The organism is Noviherbaspirillum malthae, from assembly GCF_015352985.1.
Lineage (GTDB): Bacteria > Pseudomonadota > Gammaproteobacteria > Burkholderiales > Burkholderiaceae_D > Noviherbaspirillum > Noviherbaspirillum malthae.
Genome location: NZ_JACYXF010000002.1, coordinates 366200 through 381242, shown reverse-complemented (window position 1 = coordinate 381242; position 15043 = coordinate 366200). Strand labels below are relative to the sequence as shown.

Sequence of the window (15043 nt, the reverse complement as noted above, 5' to 3'; positions counted from 1 at the left end):
CGGCTTGCCTGCTATCGACGAAGGATGTGAATCATTGCTCCTTCGCCCTTATAGCCAGAAACCAAGGGTTTCAGCGCCGGGTTTCGACCTGGACCAGCGGTTCCTGGGACAGCGGCGGCAAGGGCTTGCGCTCGCGCGGCACCCTCGGCGGCGGGCTGATGGAGGCTGCAGCCTCCTGTGCCGCACGCAGTTTTTCCGGGTCGGTAACAGCCAGCGTCAGTCCGGCGTTTGCCAGAACTTCCTGCAGGCGATCGATTTCCATCGAAGCCGGAAGTACGGGGGCCGGTGCCGTTGCTGGTTTCTCAGTGCTGTCGGCAGAAACCGTTCTAACGGGAGCAGTTTCGGCTTGCGCTTCGGATTCGACCGGTGCCGGTGCCGTCTGCGGTGCCGGTTCGGCCGCGGACGTATCGACGCGCTCAGCCGGAGCTGCTGCCTCGGCGGTCACATCGGCCTCATCTGCTGCAGCGGTGACGGCCGGAACCGCCATGGTTTCGGTCTGGGCCGGTTCCGGCTGCGGCGCGGACTCAGCTGCCGGCTGCGGCGCGGCGTGCGTTACCGCAGGCTCCGCATCATTCACCGACACCGAGTCAGCACGGGCAGCGGGTTGAGCCGGAGCATCCGCTTCCGAGTTGGGTTCGGTCTCGACGGATTCCCTGACTATGGTGGTGACTGCCGTGACGTGCGATGTGACTTCGGTGATTTCCAGCTGCGTGCCTGCACCGGTATCCACACCTGCCGCGGCGTCGTCGGCACCTTCGCCGACAGCGCTCAGTTCGCCGGTCTCGCGATCGCGGCGGTTGCGGTTGCGTCCGCCCCGGCGGCGGCGGCGGCGACGCTCTTCACCTTGTTCGCCGTTGCCTTCCTCAAGCCCTTCTGGGTTTCCTTCCGCATTTGCGGAGGCCTGGGTTTCCGGCGATGCAAATTCGGCAACCGGAATTGCGGCTGCGAAACCGGCAGTGGTTGACGCTTGGGCAGGATTCAGCAGTTCATCCGCCGGCGCTTCCTTGCGCTCCTCGCGCTGGCGCTGCTGACGTTCGCCGCGTTCACGGCGTCCCTCGCCGGGCTCGCGAGCCTCACGCGGCTCACGCGGTTCACGTGCTTCGCGCGGCTCACGCTGCTCCCTCGGCTCGCGCTGTTCACGCGCCTCTTTCGGCTGACGGGGCTGGCGCGGAGCCGGCGCTGTATCCGCGGCAGGCACTGCTGCCTTGACGGTTTCCTCGCGGCCGGACGCGTCGTTGCGATTGACGTCGCGTTCTTCGCCGCGCTCGCGTCGGCCACGGCCGCCGCGGTTACGGTTGCGGTTGCCGCGATCGCTGCGCTCCCGGCTCTGCTGCGGTTTTTCCTCAACGACAGGAGCCGGAGCGGGTGCGGGTGCCACCGGCTTCTTGCGGAAGAAACCGAACATGCGGCTGAAAAAGCCTTCTTCCGACGGCGGCAGCACGGGCGCCGGTGCGGGAGTGGGCTCGACGATGGGCTTGCGCTCGACGATGGGCGCAGGCTGGTCGGGCGTGACGCCCTTGACCACGGCTTCCTGGCGGGGGCGTACTTCTTCCTTCTGGCGCTTGCCGTAGCTGATGTCGGTATCGGCTTCCTCGGCCATGTCGTAGCTGGCGTGCGCTTCCTCGAGGCGCGGATCGTCATGCTTGATGCGTTCGAGCTTGTAATGCGGGGTTTCGAGATGCTTGTTGGGAATCAGGACGACCGTGACGCGATGCCGCGTCTCGATCTTCAGGATCTCGCCGCGCTTCTCGTTGAGCAGGAAGGCGGCAACGTCGACCGGTGCCTGCACATGGATGGCGGCCGAATTTTCCTTCATCGACTCTTCCTGGATGATGCGCAGTACCTGCAGTGCGGAAGATTCGGTGTCGCGGATATGGCCGGTGCCGTTGCAGCGCGGGCAGGTGACGTGGCTGCCTTCCGATAGGGAAGGGCGCAGGCGCTGACGGGACAGTTCCATCAGGCCGAAACGGGAAATCTTGCCCATCTGGACACGGGCGCGGTCATAACGCAGCGCATCCTTGAGCCGGGTTTCGACTTCGCGCTGGTTCTTCGCATTCTCCATGTCGATGAAATCGATCACGATCAGGCCGCCAAGGTCGCGCAGGCGCAGTTGGCGCGCAACTTCGTCGGCGGCTTCGAGGTTGGTATGGAGGGCGGTGGTTTCGATGTCGGCGCCGCGGGTCGCGCGCGCCGAGTTGACGTCGATGGAGACGAGTGCTTCGGTATGATCGATGACGATGGCGCCGCCGGAAGGCAGGGGGACGGTGCGGGAATACGCGGTCTCGATCTGGTGTTCGATCTGGAATCGGGAGAACAGCGGCACGTCGTCGCGGTAGCGCTTGACCCGATGGACCATGTCCGGCATCACATGCGACATGAACTGCTGGGCCTGCTCGTAGATTTCATCGGTGTCGATCAGGATCTCGCCGATGTCGGGCTGGAAATAATCGCGGATCGCGCGGATTACCAGCGACGATTCCTGGTAGATGAGGAAGGCGCCTGCGGCCGACTGGCCGGCGCCTTCGATCGCGCGCCACAGCTGCATCAGGTAGTTCAAGTCCCACTGCAGTTCCTCGACGTTGCGGCCGATGCCCGCGGTGCGCGCAATGACGGACATGCCGGAAGGCAGATCCAGCTTGTCCATGGTTTCGCGCAGTTCCTGGCGGTCTTCGCCTTCGACCCGGCGGGAGACGCCGCCGCCGCGAGGATTGTTCGGCATCAGGACCAGATAGCGCCCGGCGAGGGAGATGAAGGAGGTCAGGGCCGCGCCCTTGTTTCCGCGTTCTTCCTTCTCGACCTGGACCATGATCTCCTGGCCTTCGCGCAATGCTTCCTTGATGGAGCAGTTGCGCACGTCGACGCCGTCCTTGAAGTAGCTGCGCGCCACTTCCTTGAAAGGCAGGAAGCCGTGGCGTTCTTCTCCGTAATTGACGAAGCAGGCTTCGAGAGAGGGCTCGATGCGGGTGATGACACCCTTGTAGATATTCGATTTGCGCTGTTCGCGGCCCGTCGTCTCGATATCGATGTCGATGAGCTTCTGCCCATCGACAATCGCCACGCGCAGTTCTTCCTGCTGCGTGGCGTTGAACAACATGCGTTTCATTATGTGTGCTCCGTGACTCTCAGGTCATTTTTAGTGCGGCACAGGCGAATATTCGCCCATGCAGCGTGGTACATGGATGTACGCGGGAACGGAGTGCTTGAGGAGGGAATTGCCTATGGTGCGGAATGCAATCCAGATAAACATGATCGCAATGGGGCCGCAACGGGGCGCGAATGAAGTTGAATCGTCTGCCGTGCGCGCTCCTCATCCGCGTTGCGCGCATCGAACGTATCGAGCGCAGCGTCGGGCAATGAGCATGTCAATCGAACCAAATAATTCATGAGTTCAAGCAGAATCGGCAAAACGGCGTTCAACTTCATCAACCAGCGAGCATTCCGACACCGGCATGCTCGCCAGACTTATCCTTAGTATTCAAGCATTCTTGTTCAACATCGATGCGCGCTGTCCGGTCGCAACAGCGGTGCGACCCCGACTCGCGCAAGGATGATGCATACACATCTTTTCCATCGAATTTGCAACTCGCGGAGGCCGATGGAGACGCCCCTGTGTAGAATGTGCTTTTTATTCTTACACTCGCGCCGCTTTGTAACCGGTGCGAAACAATTATATATTCAAAATGAAGGACTTAGCGAGATTTTCTGGGGAGCGTCCAGTTTCTGAACCAACCAATCCGCATTCCCCGTCCGCTGCTCAAGTCCGACTGGTGACTATTTCAGAGGAAGAAGCCGACCAGCGTATTGATAATTTTCTATTGCGTGTCTGCAAGGGCGTCCCCAAAAGCCATATCTACCGCGTGCTGCGCTCCGGCGAAGTCCGCGTCAACAAGGGACGCATCGACCAGACCTACCGGCTGAAGCAGGGCGACGTGGTCCGCATACCGCCGGTGCGCGTTGCAGAAAAACCCGACAACGCCGTACCCGCGGCGGAATTCAATATCCTGCTGGAAGACAACCACCTGCTCGTCATCGACAAGCCGGCCGGCGTGGCCGTGCATGGCGGTTCCGGGGTCAGTTACGGTGTCATCGAGCAGTTGCGCGCCTCGAGGCCGCAGGCCAAGTTCCTGGAACTGGTGCACCGGCTGGACCGCGAGACCTCCGGCATCCTGCTGCTGGCAAAGAAGCGTTCAGCTCTGACCAACCTGCATGAACAGATCCGCGAGGGCCAGATCGACAAGCGCTACCTGACGCTCGTGCACGGAGACTGGCAGAACACGCGCCAGCACATCAAGTTGCCATTGTTTAAATACAATACGCCTGATGGCGAGCGCAGGGTCCGGGTGCAGGCAGATGGCCTCCCGTCGCATACCGTATTCAATCTGGTGCGCAGGTTCGGCGAATTTGCCTTGCTGGAAGCCGAATTGAAGACGGGGCGGACCCATCAGATCCGGGTGCATCTCGCCTCCAGCGGATTTCCCATCGTGGGCGACGACAAGTACGGCGATTTTGCCCTCAACCGCGCAATGCAGAAGGCCGACGGCAACAGGATTGCCTTGAAACGGATGTTTCTTCATGCTTACCGGATTACTTTCCGGCATCCGGAACACGGCAAACCGATTACGCTGGAGGCTCCGCTTGCGAAAGAGTGCGAATTGTTTCTGAAAAGCCTTGGCCAGGCGAAACCTTGATCTTTCCTTCAACCTTGTAATCGTCCAATACTGCGCGGCGTACGCTGCCCCGGAACATGCCTAGAAAGAAATTTGATCTGATTGTCTTCGATTGGGATGGCACGCTGATGGACAGCACGGCCACCATCGTGGCCTGCATACAGGCGGCGGCAAAAGACCTCGGCCTGCCCGTGCCGAACAACAAGCAGGCTGCCTACGTCATCGGCCTGGGTCTGCACGAAGCCATGCAAACCGTGCTGCCGGGCCTGGAGGCAAAGCACTATCCGCACATGGTCGAGCGCTATCGCTTTCATTACCTGACCAAGGACAAGGGGCTGACGCTGTTCGACGGCGTGCGCGAAATGCTGTCCGACCTTGCCCAGCAAGGATATTTCCTTGCGGTGGCGACGGGAAAAAGCCGGGTCGGGCTGAACCGGGCACTCGACGCGGCCAACCTGCTGTCGGTATTCGACGCCACCCGCTGCGCCGACGAAACCTTTTCCAAGCCTCATCCGGCGATGCTCCAGGAGTTGACCCGTGAACTGGGTCAGGACCTGTCGCGCACCGTGATGATCGGCGACACCACGCATGACCTGCAAATGGCCATCAACGCCGGCGCGGCGGGCATCGCGGTGCATTACGGCGCCCATGAAGCACCTGAACTGGAGGAGCTGTCTCCGGTCTTCGCCGCAAGTTCCGTTCCGGAACTTCACGCATGGCTTAACGAGAATGCATAATTCCGCGATGGATAACATCGGTATTCCGATCTGCGAATCGGCGAAGCTGGAAGAGGGCGGAAAGGGCGTCAGGTTTCCGGTCCTCGCCGGTGGCAATGCCGGCACCGGTTTCGTCGTCCGCTACGACAAGCAGGTCTATGCCTACCTCAATCGATGCGCCCATGTACCCATCGAGCTTGACTGGAATGAAGGGGAGTTCTTCGATTCCGGCGGCCTGTACCTGATGTGTTCCACGCATGGCGCGCTTTACACCCCGGAAGACGGGCGCTGCGCCGGCGGCCCGTGCCGCGGCGGCCGGCTGCGCGCGATTGCCGTTCATGAAAAGAACGGCCAGGTGTTCTGGGAACCGGATGATTACGTAAAACCAATCACGGCCTGAAGGGGCTGCAACGCTGAACAAATAGACAATATGAGCGAAGACAACTACGAACAACACGGGCAGCACAACCCGGTGGCGCCCGGCAACGCCAGTCGCCGGGAGGGATGGGAACGCGAAGTGCTGGAGAAGCTGGCATTTGCGACGCTGGCGGAACAGCGCGCGCGCCGCCGCTGGAACATCTTCTTTCGCTTCCTGACCCTTGGCATCATTGCAGTCGGTATCTGGATGGCTTTCGGCATGACCAGCAAGGAAGCCGAAGTCGTCGGCCCGCATACCGCACTCATCGAAATCGACGGCACCATTGAATCGGGCACGCCGGGTGCGGCCGATGCGGTCATTCCCGCGCTGAACCGCGCCTACTCCGACGACAATGCGGTAGGCGTTATCCTGCGCATCAACAGCCCCGGGGGAAGTCCGGTCCAGGCCGGCATCATCAATGATGAAATCCAGCGCCTGCGCAAGGAGTTTCCGAAGAAGCCCTTGTATGTGGTCGTTGACGAAATCTGCGCGTCGGGCGGCTATTACATCGCGGCTGCGGCCGACAAGATCTTTGTCAACAAGGCAAGCATAGTGGGATCGATCGGCGTGCTGATGGAAGGCTTCGGCTTCACCGGACTGATGGACAAGGTCGGCGTCGAGCGCCGCCTGATGACGGCCGGCGAAAACAAGGGTTTCATGGACCCGTTCAGCCCGCAATCGGCAAAGCAGAAGGAGTTTGCCCAGGAAATGCTCAACGAGGTGCACAAGCAGTTCATCGACGTCGTCAGGCAGGGGCGCGGAAATCGGCTCAAGGAAACGCCGGAAACGTTTTCCGGCCTTTTCTGGAGCGGCTCCAAGTCGGTGGAAATGGGCTTGGCCGACGGATACGGAACCGTCGATTCGGTCGCTCGTGATGAATTGAAGGCCGAAGACATCATCGACTATACCCAGCATGAAGGGCTTTCCGAGCGTCTGCTGAAGAAATTCGGCGGTGCCGTCGGCACTGCGGCGATGGCTTCGATGACGAGCAGTGCGGCAAAGCCTGGCATCCGCTGATTGCACATCGGGAAAGCGGCGCCGGCACCGGCCACTTTCTCCTTGAATGTTCAAGATCGGGGTTTATACTGCACTTGTCCGGTTTCGTTTCGATCCTTCGAATGTACAAAAGACGTACGCAGCAAGGAAAAACTCATGAGCCGGGCACCACTCGCCACGTCCGAGACGCGGCTTGAGAGGTGTCGATTCCTCTCTAAACAGCCCGATGGGCTTGCAAAACGGCGGCGCAATACCGCCGTTTTGCACATGTGCGCCCGATTTCACACGTCATTATAGGGCTGGCCTGGATGCTGCCTTTTCTCCGCCGCCCGCTCCCTTCAACCTGCAAGCAGCAGAAACACTGTCGGCTTCTTGTGAAAGTCCGGCGTCTTGCCCTCTGCCATATCGGTTTTCCATTTGCCGGCGCTCTGAGTCCTGATCGACTCGGAAGGAAGGCTCAGATCCGTTGCCACGCATACCAGAGTGGAAGCGTGGCAGGTGTTGGCAAGGGCCTCGAGCAGTGCCGCATTACGGTACGGCGTCTCGATGAAAAGCTGGGTCTGGCGCTCGGCGCGCGATCTGTCCTCCAGCGTTTTCAAACGCTTCGTCCTTTGGCTCGCGTCGGTGGGCAGGTAGCCGTTGAAGGCAAAGCTTTGCCCGTTCAGGCCGCTCGCCATGACAGCAAGCAGCAACGATGACGGGCCGACCAGCGGCCTTACCCGGATGCCTGACGCATGTGCGAGCCGCACGAGATTCGCGCCGGGATCGGCAACCGCCGGCACGCCGGCTTCGGAAATCAGTCCGGCATTTTCGCCTGCAAGGAGGGGTGCCAGCAGTTCCGGCAGCGTACTCGCTTCCGTGTTGACATTGAGCCCCTTGATTCGGATTTCCTGTAGTGAACGGGCAAGCGGATGGGTAAGGCCGATCAGCTTGAGATGGGCGCGCGTCGTCTTTGCATTCTCCGCTATGAAATAGGACAGGGATGCGGTAATCGCCCGTACTTGTTCCGGAATGACAGTCGCCAGCGGATTGGCCGGCGCTTCATCGTTCGAGCCGAGCGTATTGGGAATAAGGTACAAGATTCCGGTCATGGCGGATCAGTTGAAGAAGTTCACGCCTGCGCCGCGAAGCATGGTGCAAAGGGTAATCAAGGGAAGGCCCGTCAATGCGGTGGGGTCGGTGCTTTCTATCTTCTCAAGCAGTGCGATGCCGAGCCCTTCGTTCTTGGCGCTGCCGGCGCAGTCGTAGGGCTGTTCGATGCGCAGGTAATTGTCCAGTTCCTCGTCGGGCAGGTCCCGGAACCTGACGACGGTTCGAACATTTGCCAGCTGCGCTGCGGGGTGTGGATCGGAAAGACGTCCGTCCCAAAGGCAAAGCGCTGTATGAAAGATCACTTCGCGCCCGCGCATCATGCGCAGTTGTGCCAGTGCATTTTCGTGCGTGCCCGGCTTCCCGATCTGCAGGCCATCCAGAGTGGCGACCTGGTCGGATCCGATGACCAGCGCGTCCGGTGTCTGCTTGGCCACGGCCCCCGCCTTGAGACGGGCAAGCCGGAGCGCTGTTGCGTCAGGCGCTTCTCCCTGGAGCGGACTTTCGTCAATGTCAGGTGAGATGCATTCGAAGGGAAGCTGCAGGCGAGACAGCAGTTCATGCCGGTACTGAGAACTGGAGGCCAGGATGAGGCGCGGCAAATGATGATAAGCGGGCATGGGAATGCAGGAATTCAAGCGCGGGCAGAATAAAAGTGGCCTAAGGCTTTGACGAATAAGGAAAAAGCCTGTTATTATCGCAGGTTTTCCGGGTTCGTCTTGGTATGAATGCTTTTGTAATAGACGCGTTCGAGTTCTGCCGGCTCAAAGAGCAGCGCAACGGCGAGTTTCCGGTTGAGGCATTGCCCCGGCTCGCCGAGGAGTCCGTGGACCGTTCCGGTTCGGTGGTCTGGTCATTGCAGGGCGGTAAAAACCTGCATGGCCATCCCCAGATGGCGCTGTCCGTGTCTGGGAAGATCAGGCTGCTTTGCCAGCGATGCCTGACGCCGCTGGACTTTGCAATCGATTCCGGCGCGGTACTGGTGCTGGCGCCCGATGAGGACAGCGCCGATGAAATGGATGCATTGCTGGCCGATGAGGATGTGGAAGTGATCGTCGGCAGTCATGCCTTCGACATCCGGCAGCTTGTCGAAGACGAAGCATTGCTGACCATTCCGCTGTCACCCAGGCATGAGGCTTGCGAAAAGCGCCTGGCGGTCGACAGCGTGCCGGAAGTGAAGAAAGAGTCGCCGTTCGCGGTGCTCAAGAATTTGAAGAAATAACGTGGCAAAGCGGTACATGATGCACGCCGCCTAACAAGTGCAGCAAAGTTTCCCGGCAGGCAATAGAATGCTGAGCCGGATATGTTAAAATTTCGGATCTTAAGGTTTAGGAGTCATCATGGCCGTTCAACAGAACAAAAAATCCCCTTCGAAGCGTGGCATGCACCGTTCGCACGACCACCTGAGCGTTCCGCCGCTGGCCGTCGAGCCGACCACAGGCGAAACTCACCTGCGTCACCACATCAGCCCGAACGGCTACTATCGTGGACGCAAGGTCCTCAAGACCAAGAACGACGAGTAATCTCGCTCTTTTTTCGAAGCTAAAAGCGGCGCAGAGAGTTTGACTTGGCGCCGTTTTTTCATATGCTGAACAAGCGCTTCGCGTCATTTTGAATCACGCCAGACCTGGCCCGCTAGGCGGTTAGAGCGAGGTACTGAGTCAAAACAATGACAATAAAAATTTCCATCGACTGCATGGGTGGCGATCACGGCCCGTCGGTCACCATTCCCGCAGCTGTCTCCTTCGTCAATCATGAGCAGGATGCAGAGCTCATTCTGGTCGGTCTTGAAGACGTGATCAGGGCCGAGCTGAAAAAACTGAATGCTTCGTCCCACCCGCGCCTCAGTATTGTTCATGCCACGGAAGTCGTCGGCATGGATGACCCCATCGAGGTCGCGCTCCGCCGCAAGAAAGACTCCTCGATGCGTGTTGCCGTCAGCCTGATCAAGGATGGCAAGGCGAATGCATGCGTCTCGGCAGGCAATACCGGTGCTCTCATGGCCGTATCGCGCTACGTGCTCAAGACCATTCCCGGGGTAGACCGGCCGGCGATCTGTTTTCCGATGCCTAACCAGAAGGATTCGCCGACCTACATGCTCGATCTCGGCGCCAATGTCGACTGCGAGCCGCAGCATTTGCACCAGTTTGCATTGATGGGTTCGGCCCTCGTATCGGCCCTCGAAGGCAAGCCCAAGCCGACGGTCGGCCTGCTGAATATCGGTGAGGAAGACATCAAGGGCAACGAGGTCGTCAAGCAGACTGCAGCGCTGCTGCGGGCGGACCATGAGAAGGGCACCCTCAATTTCTACGGCAACGTGGAAGGCAACGACATCTTCGAAGGCACGACCGACATCGTGGTATGTGACGGCTTCGTCGGCAATGTCGTTCTGAAAGCTTCCGAAGGTTTGGGGCGCTTCCTGAAAAATATCGTCAAGAGCGAATTCAAGAGCAACGCCATCAACATGCTGGGCGCGGTGATCGCGCAGGGCGCGCTCAAGTCGATTTCCCAGCGCATGAATCCTTCCCGCTACAATGGCGCAAGCCTGCTGGGATTGCGCGGCCTGGTATTCAAGAGCCACGGCGGCGAAGATGCCTATGGCTACGAATGGGCAATCAAAAGAGCCTACGAGGCCGCCCGGCATGACGTACTCTCGCGCATATCGACGACGATTGCCGAATTGATGCCCCAGACGAGCGGCGCATCTGCATCCGATGCCGCAGGCGCATCCAATGCAATGATTTAACCGGATAAAGACCGCATGACCCTCTACAGCAAAATCGCAGGTACGGGCAGCTATCTGCCGCCCAGGCGCGTGACCAATGACGAGCTTGCAGCTCAACTGGCCGAACAGGGCGTTGAAACCTCGGATGAATGGATCGTTTCGCGCAGCGGCATTTCTGCGAGGCATTATGCCGACAAGGATGTATTGGCCAGCGATATGGCAGTCGAGGCATCGAGGCAAGCCATCGAGGCAGCCAAGCTGGCGCCCAACGACATCGATCTCATCATTCTCGCCACATCCACGCCCGACCATTTCGGCGGTTTCCCGAGCACGGCGTGTGTCGTTCAGCGCAAGTTGGGCATCACCAACGGCTGCGCGGCCGTCGACGTGCAGGCAGTCTGCAGCGGTTTCGTCTATGCGATGTCGGTGGCGGACAGCTTCATTCGCTCGGGGGCACATCGCAACGTGCTCGTGATCGGCGCCGAAATCTTTTCGCGCATCCTCGATTTCAAGGACCGCACGACCTGCGTGCTGTTCGGCGACGGTGCCGGCGCAGTGGTGCTCACGCCGTCGGCAGATCCCGGCGTGCTCGCTACCAAACTGCATGCGGACGGCAGCCATGGCGACATTCTCTGCATTCCGGGCAATGTCAGCGGCGGCGTGGTGGAAGGCAGCGCCTTCCTGCACATGGACGGCCAGGCGGTATTCAAGCTTGCTGTCTCCGTGCTGGAAAAGGTCGCCAACGAGGCACTGAAGGCGGCCGACATGAGCGCCGAGCAAATCGACTGGCTCATTCCGCATCAGGCGAACATCCGCATCATGCAGGGGACCGCAAAGAAGCTCGGTCTGCCGCTCGAGAAAATGGTGGTCACCGTCGACCAGCACGGCAATACGTCTGCAGCGTCGATCCCACTTGCGCTTGATGCAGCGGTGAGGGACGGCCGCGTCAAGCCCGGACACAACGTCATGATGGAAGGCGTTGGCGGCGGCTTCACCTGGGGTGCGGTTCTCGCACGAATGTAATCACTTTCATTCACATACTCGCATGACCAAATTCGCTTTTGTTTTTCCGGGACAGGGTTCTCAGGCCGTCGGCATGCTGAACGGTTTTGCCGGCAACGCCATTGTTGAACAGACTGTGGCAGAGGCTTCCGACGCGCTGCAGCTGGACATCGGCAAGCTGATTGCCGAAGGACCGAAGGAAGATCTCGATCTCACCACTAACACTCAGCCGGTCATGCTTACCGCCGCGGTTGCCATGTACCGCGCGTGGGTCGCCGCCGGAGGCAAGACACCGGCCATCGTCGCCGGCCATAGCCTAGGTGAATACTCGGCGCTCGTGGCGTCCGGCGTGATTGCCTTTCGAGATGCCGTTCCGCTCGTGCGGTTCCGCGCCCAAGCCATGCAGGAAGCCGTGCCTGTCGGCCAGGGCGGCATGGCAGCGATTCTCGGCCTGTCCGACAACGATGTCCGTGCCGCCTGCGAAGAAGCTGCACAGGGTCAGGTTGTCGAAGCCGTCAACTTCAACGCGCCTGCGCAAGTCGTGATCGCCGGACACAAGGCTGCGGTCGAGCGCGCATGCGAAGCCGCAAAGGCCAAAGGCGCCAAGAGGGCATTGGCGCTGCCGGTTTCCGCTCCCTTCCATTCTTCGCTGCTGAAGCCTGCATCGGATCGTCTGCGTGAGTACATGCAGGCACTGACCTTCTCCGCGCCTCAGATTCCGCTGATCAACAATGTCGATGTGGCCATCGTGAACGATGCTGCTGCCATCAAGGATGCTCTCGTACGCCAGGCCGCGAGTCCGGTGCGCTGGGTGGAAAGCGTTCAGAAGATGGCGGCGGAAGGTGTGACCCATGTCGTCGAATGCGGACCAGGCAAGGTACTGGCCGGACTGACGAAGCGCATCAACGGCGATCTGATCGGCGAAGCGATCACCGATCAAGCCTCTCTCGAAAAAGTGTTGGAGTCGATCAATTGAATCTGAGTAATCAAGTCGCTCTGGTAACAGGCGCGTCACGCGGCATCGGCCGTGCAATCGCATTGGAACTCGTCAAGCAGGGAGCTAAAGTCGTCGGCACGGCGACCTCCGAAGCAGGGGCAGCTGCGATTACCGAATACCTGTCCGCCGCGCAGCCCGGTTCAGGCAAGGGCGTTGTTCTCAATGTGACCAATGCCGAGCGCTGCAGTGCCGTTGTCGATGAAGTGCAAAAGGAATTCGGCAGCCTCTCCATTCTTGTCAACAATGCCGGCATCACGCAGGACCAGCTTGCCATGCGAATGAAGGATGAAGAATGGGATGCCGTCATCGCGACCAACCTGACCGCGGTCGGGCGTCTGTCGCGCCTGGTGCTGCGCGGCATGATGAAGGCCCGCAGCGGCCGCATCATCAATATCACTTCGGTGGTCGGCTCCGCAGGCAATCCGGGACAAATGAACTACGCCGCCGCGAAGGCCGGGGTTGCAGGCATGAGCCGCGCTTTGGCACGTGAAATCGGCAGCCGCAACATCACGGTAAACTGCATTGCGCCGGGCTTCATCGATACCGACATGACGCGCGAGCTCGGAGAGCAGCAGGTCGCCGCACTGATGCAGCAGATTCCGCTGGCCCGCTTCGGCCAGCCGGAGGATATCGCTGCAGCCGTCGCATTCCTTGCTTCGCCGCAAGCCGGATACATCACCGGTACCACGCTGCATGTCAACGGCGGCATGTACATGAGCTAGTAAGAGCGTTAAACGCAATTGGCCGATGTTCGCCGCTTGATCAAAACAAAAGCCAAAAATGAATTTTCACTGCGCAAACCTGATAAAATGCGCGCACTTTCTGTAACCCACTGGAGGGATAATATGTCCGATATCGAACAACGCGTTAAGAAGATCGTCGCTGAGCAACTTGGCGTCGCAGAAGCAGACATCAAGAATGAATCGTCCTTCGTCGACGACCTCGGTGCCGACTCTCTTGATACCGTTGAGCTCGTGATGGCACTCGAAGACGAATTCGAAATGGAGATCCCGGACGAACAGGCCGAGAAGATCACCACCGTGCAGCAAGCAATCGATTATGCCAAGGCGCACGTCAAGGCTTAATATCGTTCAGATTGATTTCAGGAGAACCGCTTGAGCCGCTCACGTGAACGTCGCGTCGTAGTGACCGGCCTCGGCTGCGTTTCCCCCGTTGGCAATACCATTGCCGATGCGTGGGCAAACCTTACCGAAGGCAGATCAGGTATTGCGACCATTACTAAGTTCGACGCCACGCCTTTCTCAACGCGCTTTGCGGGTGAAGTTAAGGGCTTCAATATCGAGGATTACATTCCCGGTAAGGAAGCGCGCCACATGGATACATTCATTCACTATGGGATGGCCGCGGGAATCCAGGCATTCCAAAATAGTGGATTGACCGTCACCGAGGAAAACGCCGAAAAGATTGGTGTGCTCGTCGGCTCGGGTATCGGTGGCTTGCCGATGATCGAAGAGACGCACGCGGAACTGACCAATCGCGGACCGCGCAGAATCAGTCCGTTCTTCGTTCCGGCGTCGATCATCAACATGATTTCGGGGCATCTGTCGATCAAGTACGGCTTCAAGGGGCCGAACCTTGCCATCGTCACTGCCTGTACTACTGGTCTGCACTGCATCGGTGCAGCTGCCCGCATGATTGAATACGGTGACGCGGACGTCATGATCGCAGGCGGTGCCGAATCCACGGTCTCGCCGCTCGGCGTCGGCGGATTCGCAGCGGCACGCGCGCTTTCCGGCCGCAACGATGATCCGGCGACGGCTTCCCGTCCATGGGACAAGGACCGCGACGGTTTCGTGCTCGGCGAGGGTGCCGGCGTCATGGTGCTCGAAGAATACGAGCATGCCAAGGCGCGCGGTGCAACGATCTACGCTGAAGTGCTTGGTTTCGGCATGAGCGCTGATGCACACCACATGACAGCGCCCCTGGAAGACGGTGATGGCGCCCGCAGGTGCATGGTCTCGGCCATGACGAATGCCGGCATTCGCGCCGATCAGGTCGACTATGTCAATGCGCATGGCACATCGACTCCGCTTGGCGACATCGCGGAAACGGTCGCCATCAAGCGCGCGCTGGGAGATCACGCCAAGAAAGTCGTCGTCAATTCGACCAAGTCGATGACCGGACATTTGCTTGGCGGTGCAGGCGGCCTTGAATCCGTATTCACGGTACTGGCCATCCATAACCAGATCTCGCCGCCTACCATCAATATCTTCAACCAGGATCCGGCATGCGATCTTGATTACTGCGCCAACACCGCACGTAACATGCCCATCAATGTCGCCGTCAAAAACTCTTTCGGGTTCGGCGGCACGAACGGTACTCTGGTATTCGGTAAGATCTGACCTATCCGTTTCTTCACTCTCTCTCAGCCCGGCTCATGCTGGGCTGAGAGAGAGTGACAGTCCTCTCTCA

The 15043-nt window shown here is 59.6% G+C and carries 15 protein-coding genes; 12 read left to right on the top strand and 3 right to left on the bottom strand.

Annotated elements, in window-relative coordinates:
- Positions 1-70: 70 nt before the first annotated feature.
- Positions 71-3103 (bottom strand): ribonuclease E/G, encoded by a 3033-nt coding sequence (locus IGW03_RS05590; protein ID WP_194721518.1) that lies wholly within the window; start codon positions 3101-3103, stop codon positions 71-73.
- 577 nt (positions 3104-3680) lie between these two features.
- Here IGW03_RS05590 and rluC point away from each other — a divergent pair.
- The 4 genes from rluC to IGW03_RS05570 are packed head-to-tail and all read left to right on the top strand — an operon-like array spanning position 3681 to position 6818.
- Positions 3681-4688, top strand: coding sequence for a 23S rRNA pseudouridine(955/2504/2580) synthase RluC (gene rluC / locus IGW03_RS05585; RefSeq protein ID WP_194721517.1), 1008 nt, complete (start codon positions 3681-3683; stop codon positions 4686-4688).
- A 56-nt stretch (positions 4689-4744) separates the two neighbouring features.
- Positions 4745-5404 (top strand): HAD-IA family hydrolase, encoded by a 660-nt coding sequence (locus IGW03_RS05580; RefSeq protein WP_194721516.1) that lies wholly within the window; start codon positions 4745-4747, stop codon positions 5402-5404.
- 7 nt (positions 5405-5411) lie between these two features.
- Positions 5412-5783: a Rieske (2Fe-2S) protein gene (locus IGW03_RS05575; RefSeq protein ID WP_194721515.1), complete on the top strand. Its 372-nt coding sequence runs from the start codon at positions 5412-5414 to the stop codon at positions 5781-5783.
- 30 nt (positions 5784-5813) lie between these two features.
- A complete protein-coding gene (locus IGW03_RS05570) occupies positions 5814-6818 on the top strand; it encodes a S49 family peptidase (RefSeq protein WP_194721514.1) in 1005 nt (334 codons plus the stop codon).
- Between the two features lie 317 nt (positions 6819-7135).
- Here the strand turns inward: IGW03_RS05570 and IGW03_RS05565 are convergent, their stop codons facing one another.
- On the bottom strand, positions 7136-7888 hold the full coding sequence (locus IGW03_RS05565; RefSeq protein ID WP_194721513.1) for an SAM-dependent methyltransferase: 753 nt from the start codon (positions 7886-7888) through the stop codon (positions 7136-7138).
- Between the two features lie 6 nt (positions 7889-7894).
- Positions 7895-8506, bottom strand: coding sequence for a Maf-like protein (locus IGW03_RS05560; protein WP_323744930.1), 612 nt, complete (start codon positions 8504-8506; stop codon positions 7895-7897).
- 104 nt (positions 8507-8610) lie between these two features.
- Here IGW03_RS05560 and IGW03_RS05555 point away from each other — a divergent pair, with 104 nt between their 5' ends.
- The 8 genes from IGW03_RS05555 to fabF all read left to right on the top strand — a co-directional run bounded on the left by IGW03_RS05555 (position 8611) and on the right by fabF (position 14973).
- Positions 8611-9108, top strand: coding sequence for a YceD family protein (locus IGW03_RS05555; protein WP_194721512.1), 498 nt, complete (start codon positions 8611-8613; stop codon positions 9106-9108).
- A gap of 118 nt (positions 9109-9226) precedes the next feature.
- Positions 9227-9409, top strand: a complete 183-nt coding sequence (gene rpmF, locus IGW03_RS05550) for a 50S ribosomal protein L32 (protein WP_057293158.1) — start codon at positions 9227-9229, stop codon at positions 9407-9409.
- A gap of 146 nt (positions 9410-9555) precedes the next feature.
- Positions 9556-10632, top strand: a complete 1077-nt coding sequence (gene plsX, locus IGW03_RS05545; RefSeq protein WP_194721511.1) for a phosphate acyltransferase PlsX — start codon at positions 9556-9558, stop codon at positions 10630-10632.
- 15 nt (positions 10633-10647) lie between these two features.
- Positions 10648-11634: a beta-ketoacyl-ACP synthase III gene (locus tag IGW03_RS05540; RefSeq protein WP_194721510.1), complete on the top strand. Its 987-nt coding sequence runs from the start codon at positions 10648-10650 to the stop codon at positions 11632-11634.
- Positions 11635-11656: 22 nt separating this feature from the next.
- A complete protein-coding gene (gene fabD / locus IGW03_RS05535) occupies positions 11657-12589 on the top strand; it encodes an ACP S-malonyltransferase (RefSeq protein ID WP_194721509.1) in 933 nt (310 codons plus the stop codon).
- Positions 12586-13332, top strand: a complete 747-nt coding sequence (gene fabG / locus IGW03_RS05530; RefSeq protein ID WP_228535057.1) for a 3-oxoacyl-ACP reductase FabG — start codon at positions 12586-12588, stop codon at positions 13330-13332. Before fabD ends, fabG begins: the two co-directional genes overlap by 4 nt.
- A 123-nt stretch (positions 13333-13455) precedes the next feature.
- Positions 13456-13695: an acyl carrier protein gene (acpP, locus tag IGW03_RS05525; protein WP_040041346.1), complete on the top strand. Its 240-nt coding sequence runs from the start codon at positions 13456-13458 to the stop codon at positions 13693-13695.
- 30 nt (positions 13696-13725) lie between these two features.
- Positions 13726-14973 (top strand): beta-ketoacyl-ACP synthase II, encoded by a 1248-nt coding sequence (gene fabF, locus IGW03_RS05520; protein ID WP_194721507.1) that lies wholly within the window; start codon positions 13726-13728, stop codon positions 14971-14973.
- The last annotated feature ends 70 nt before the right edge of the window (positions 14974-15043 follow it).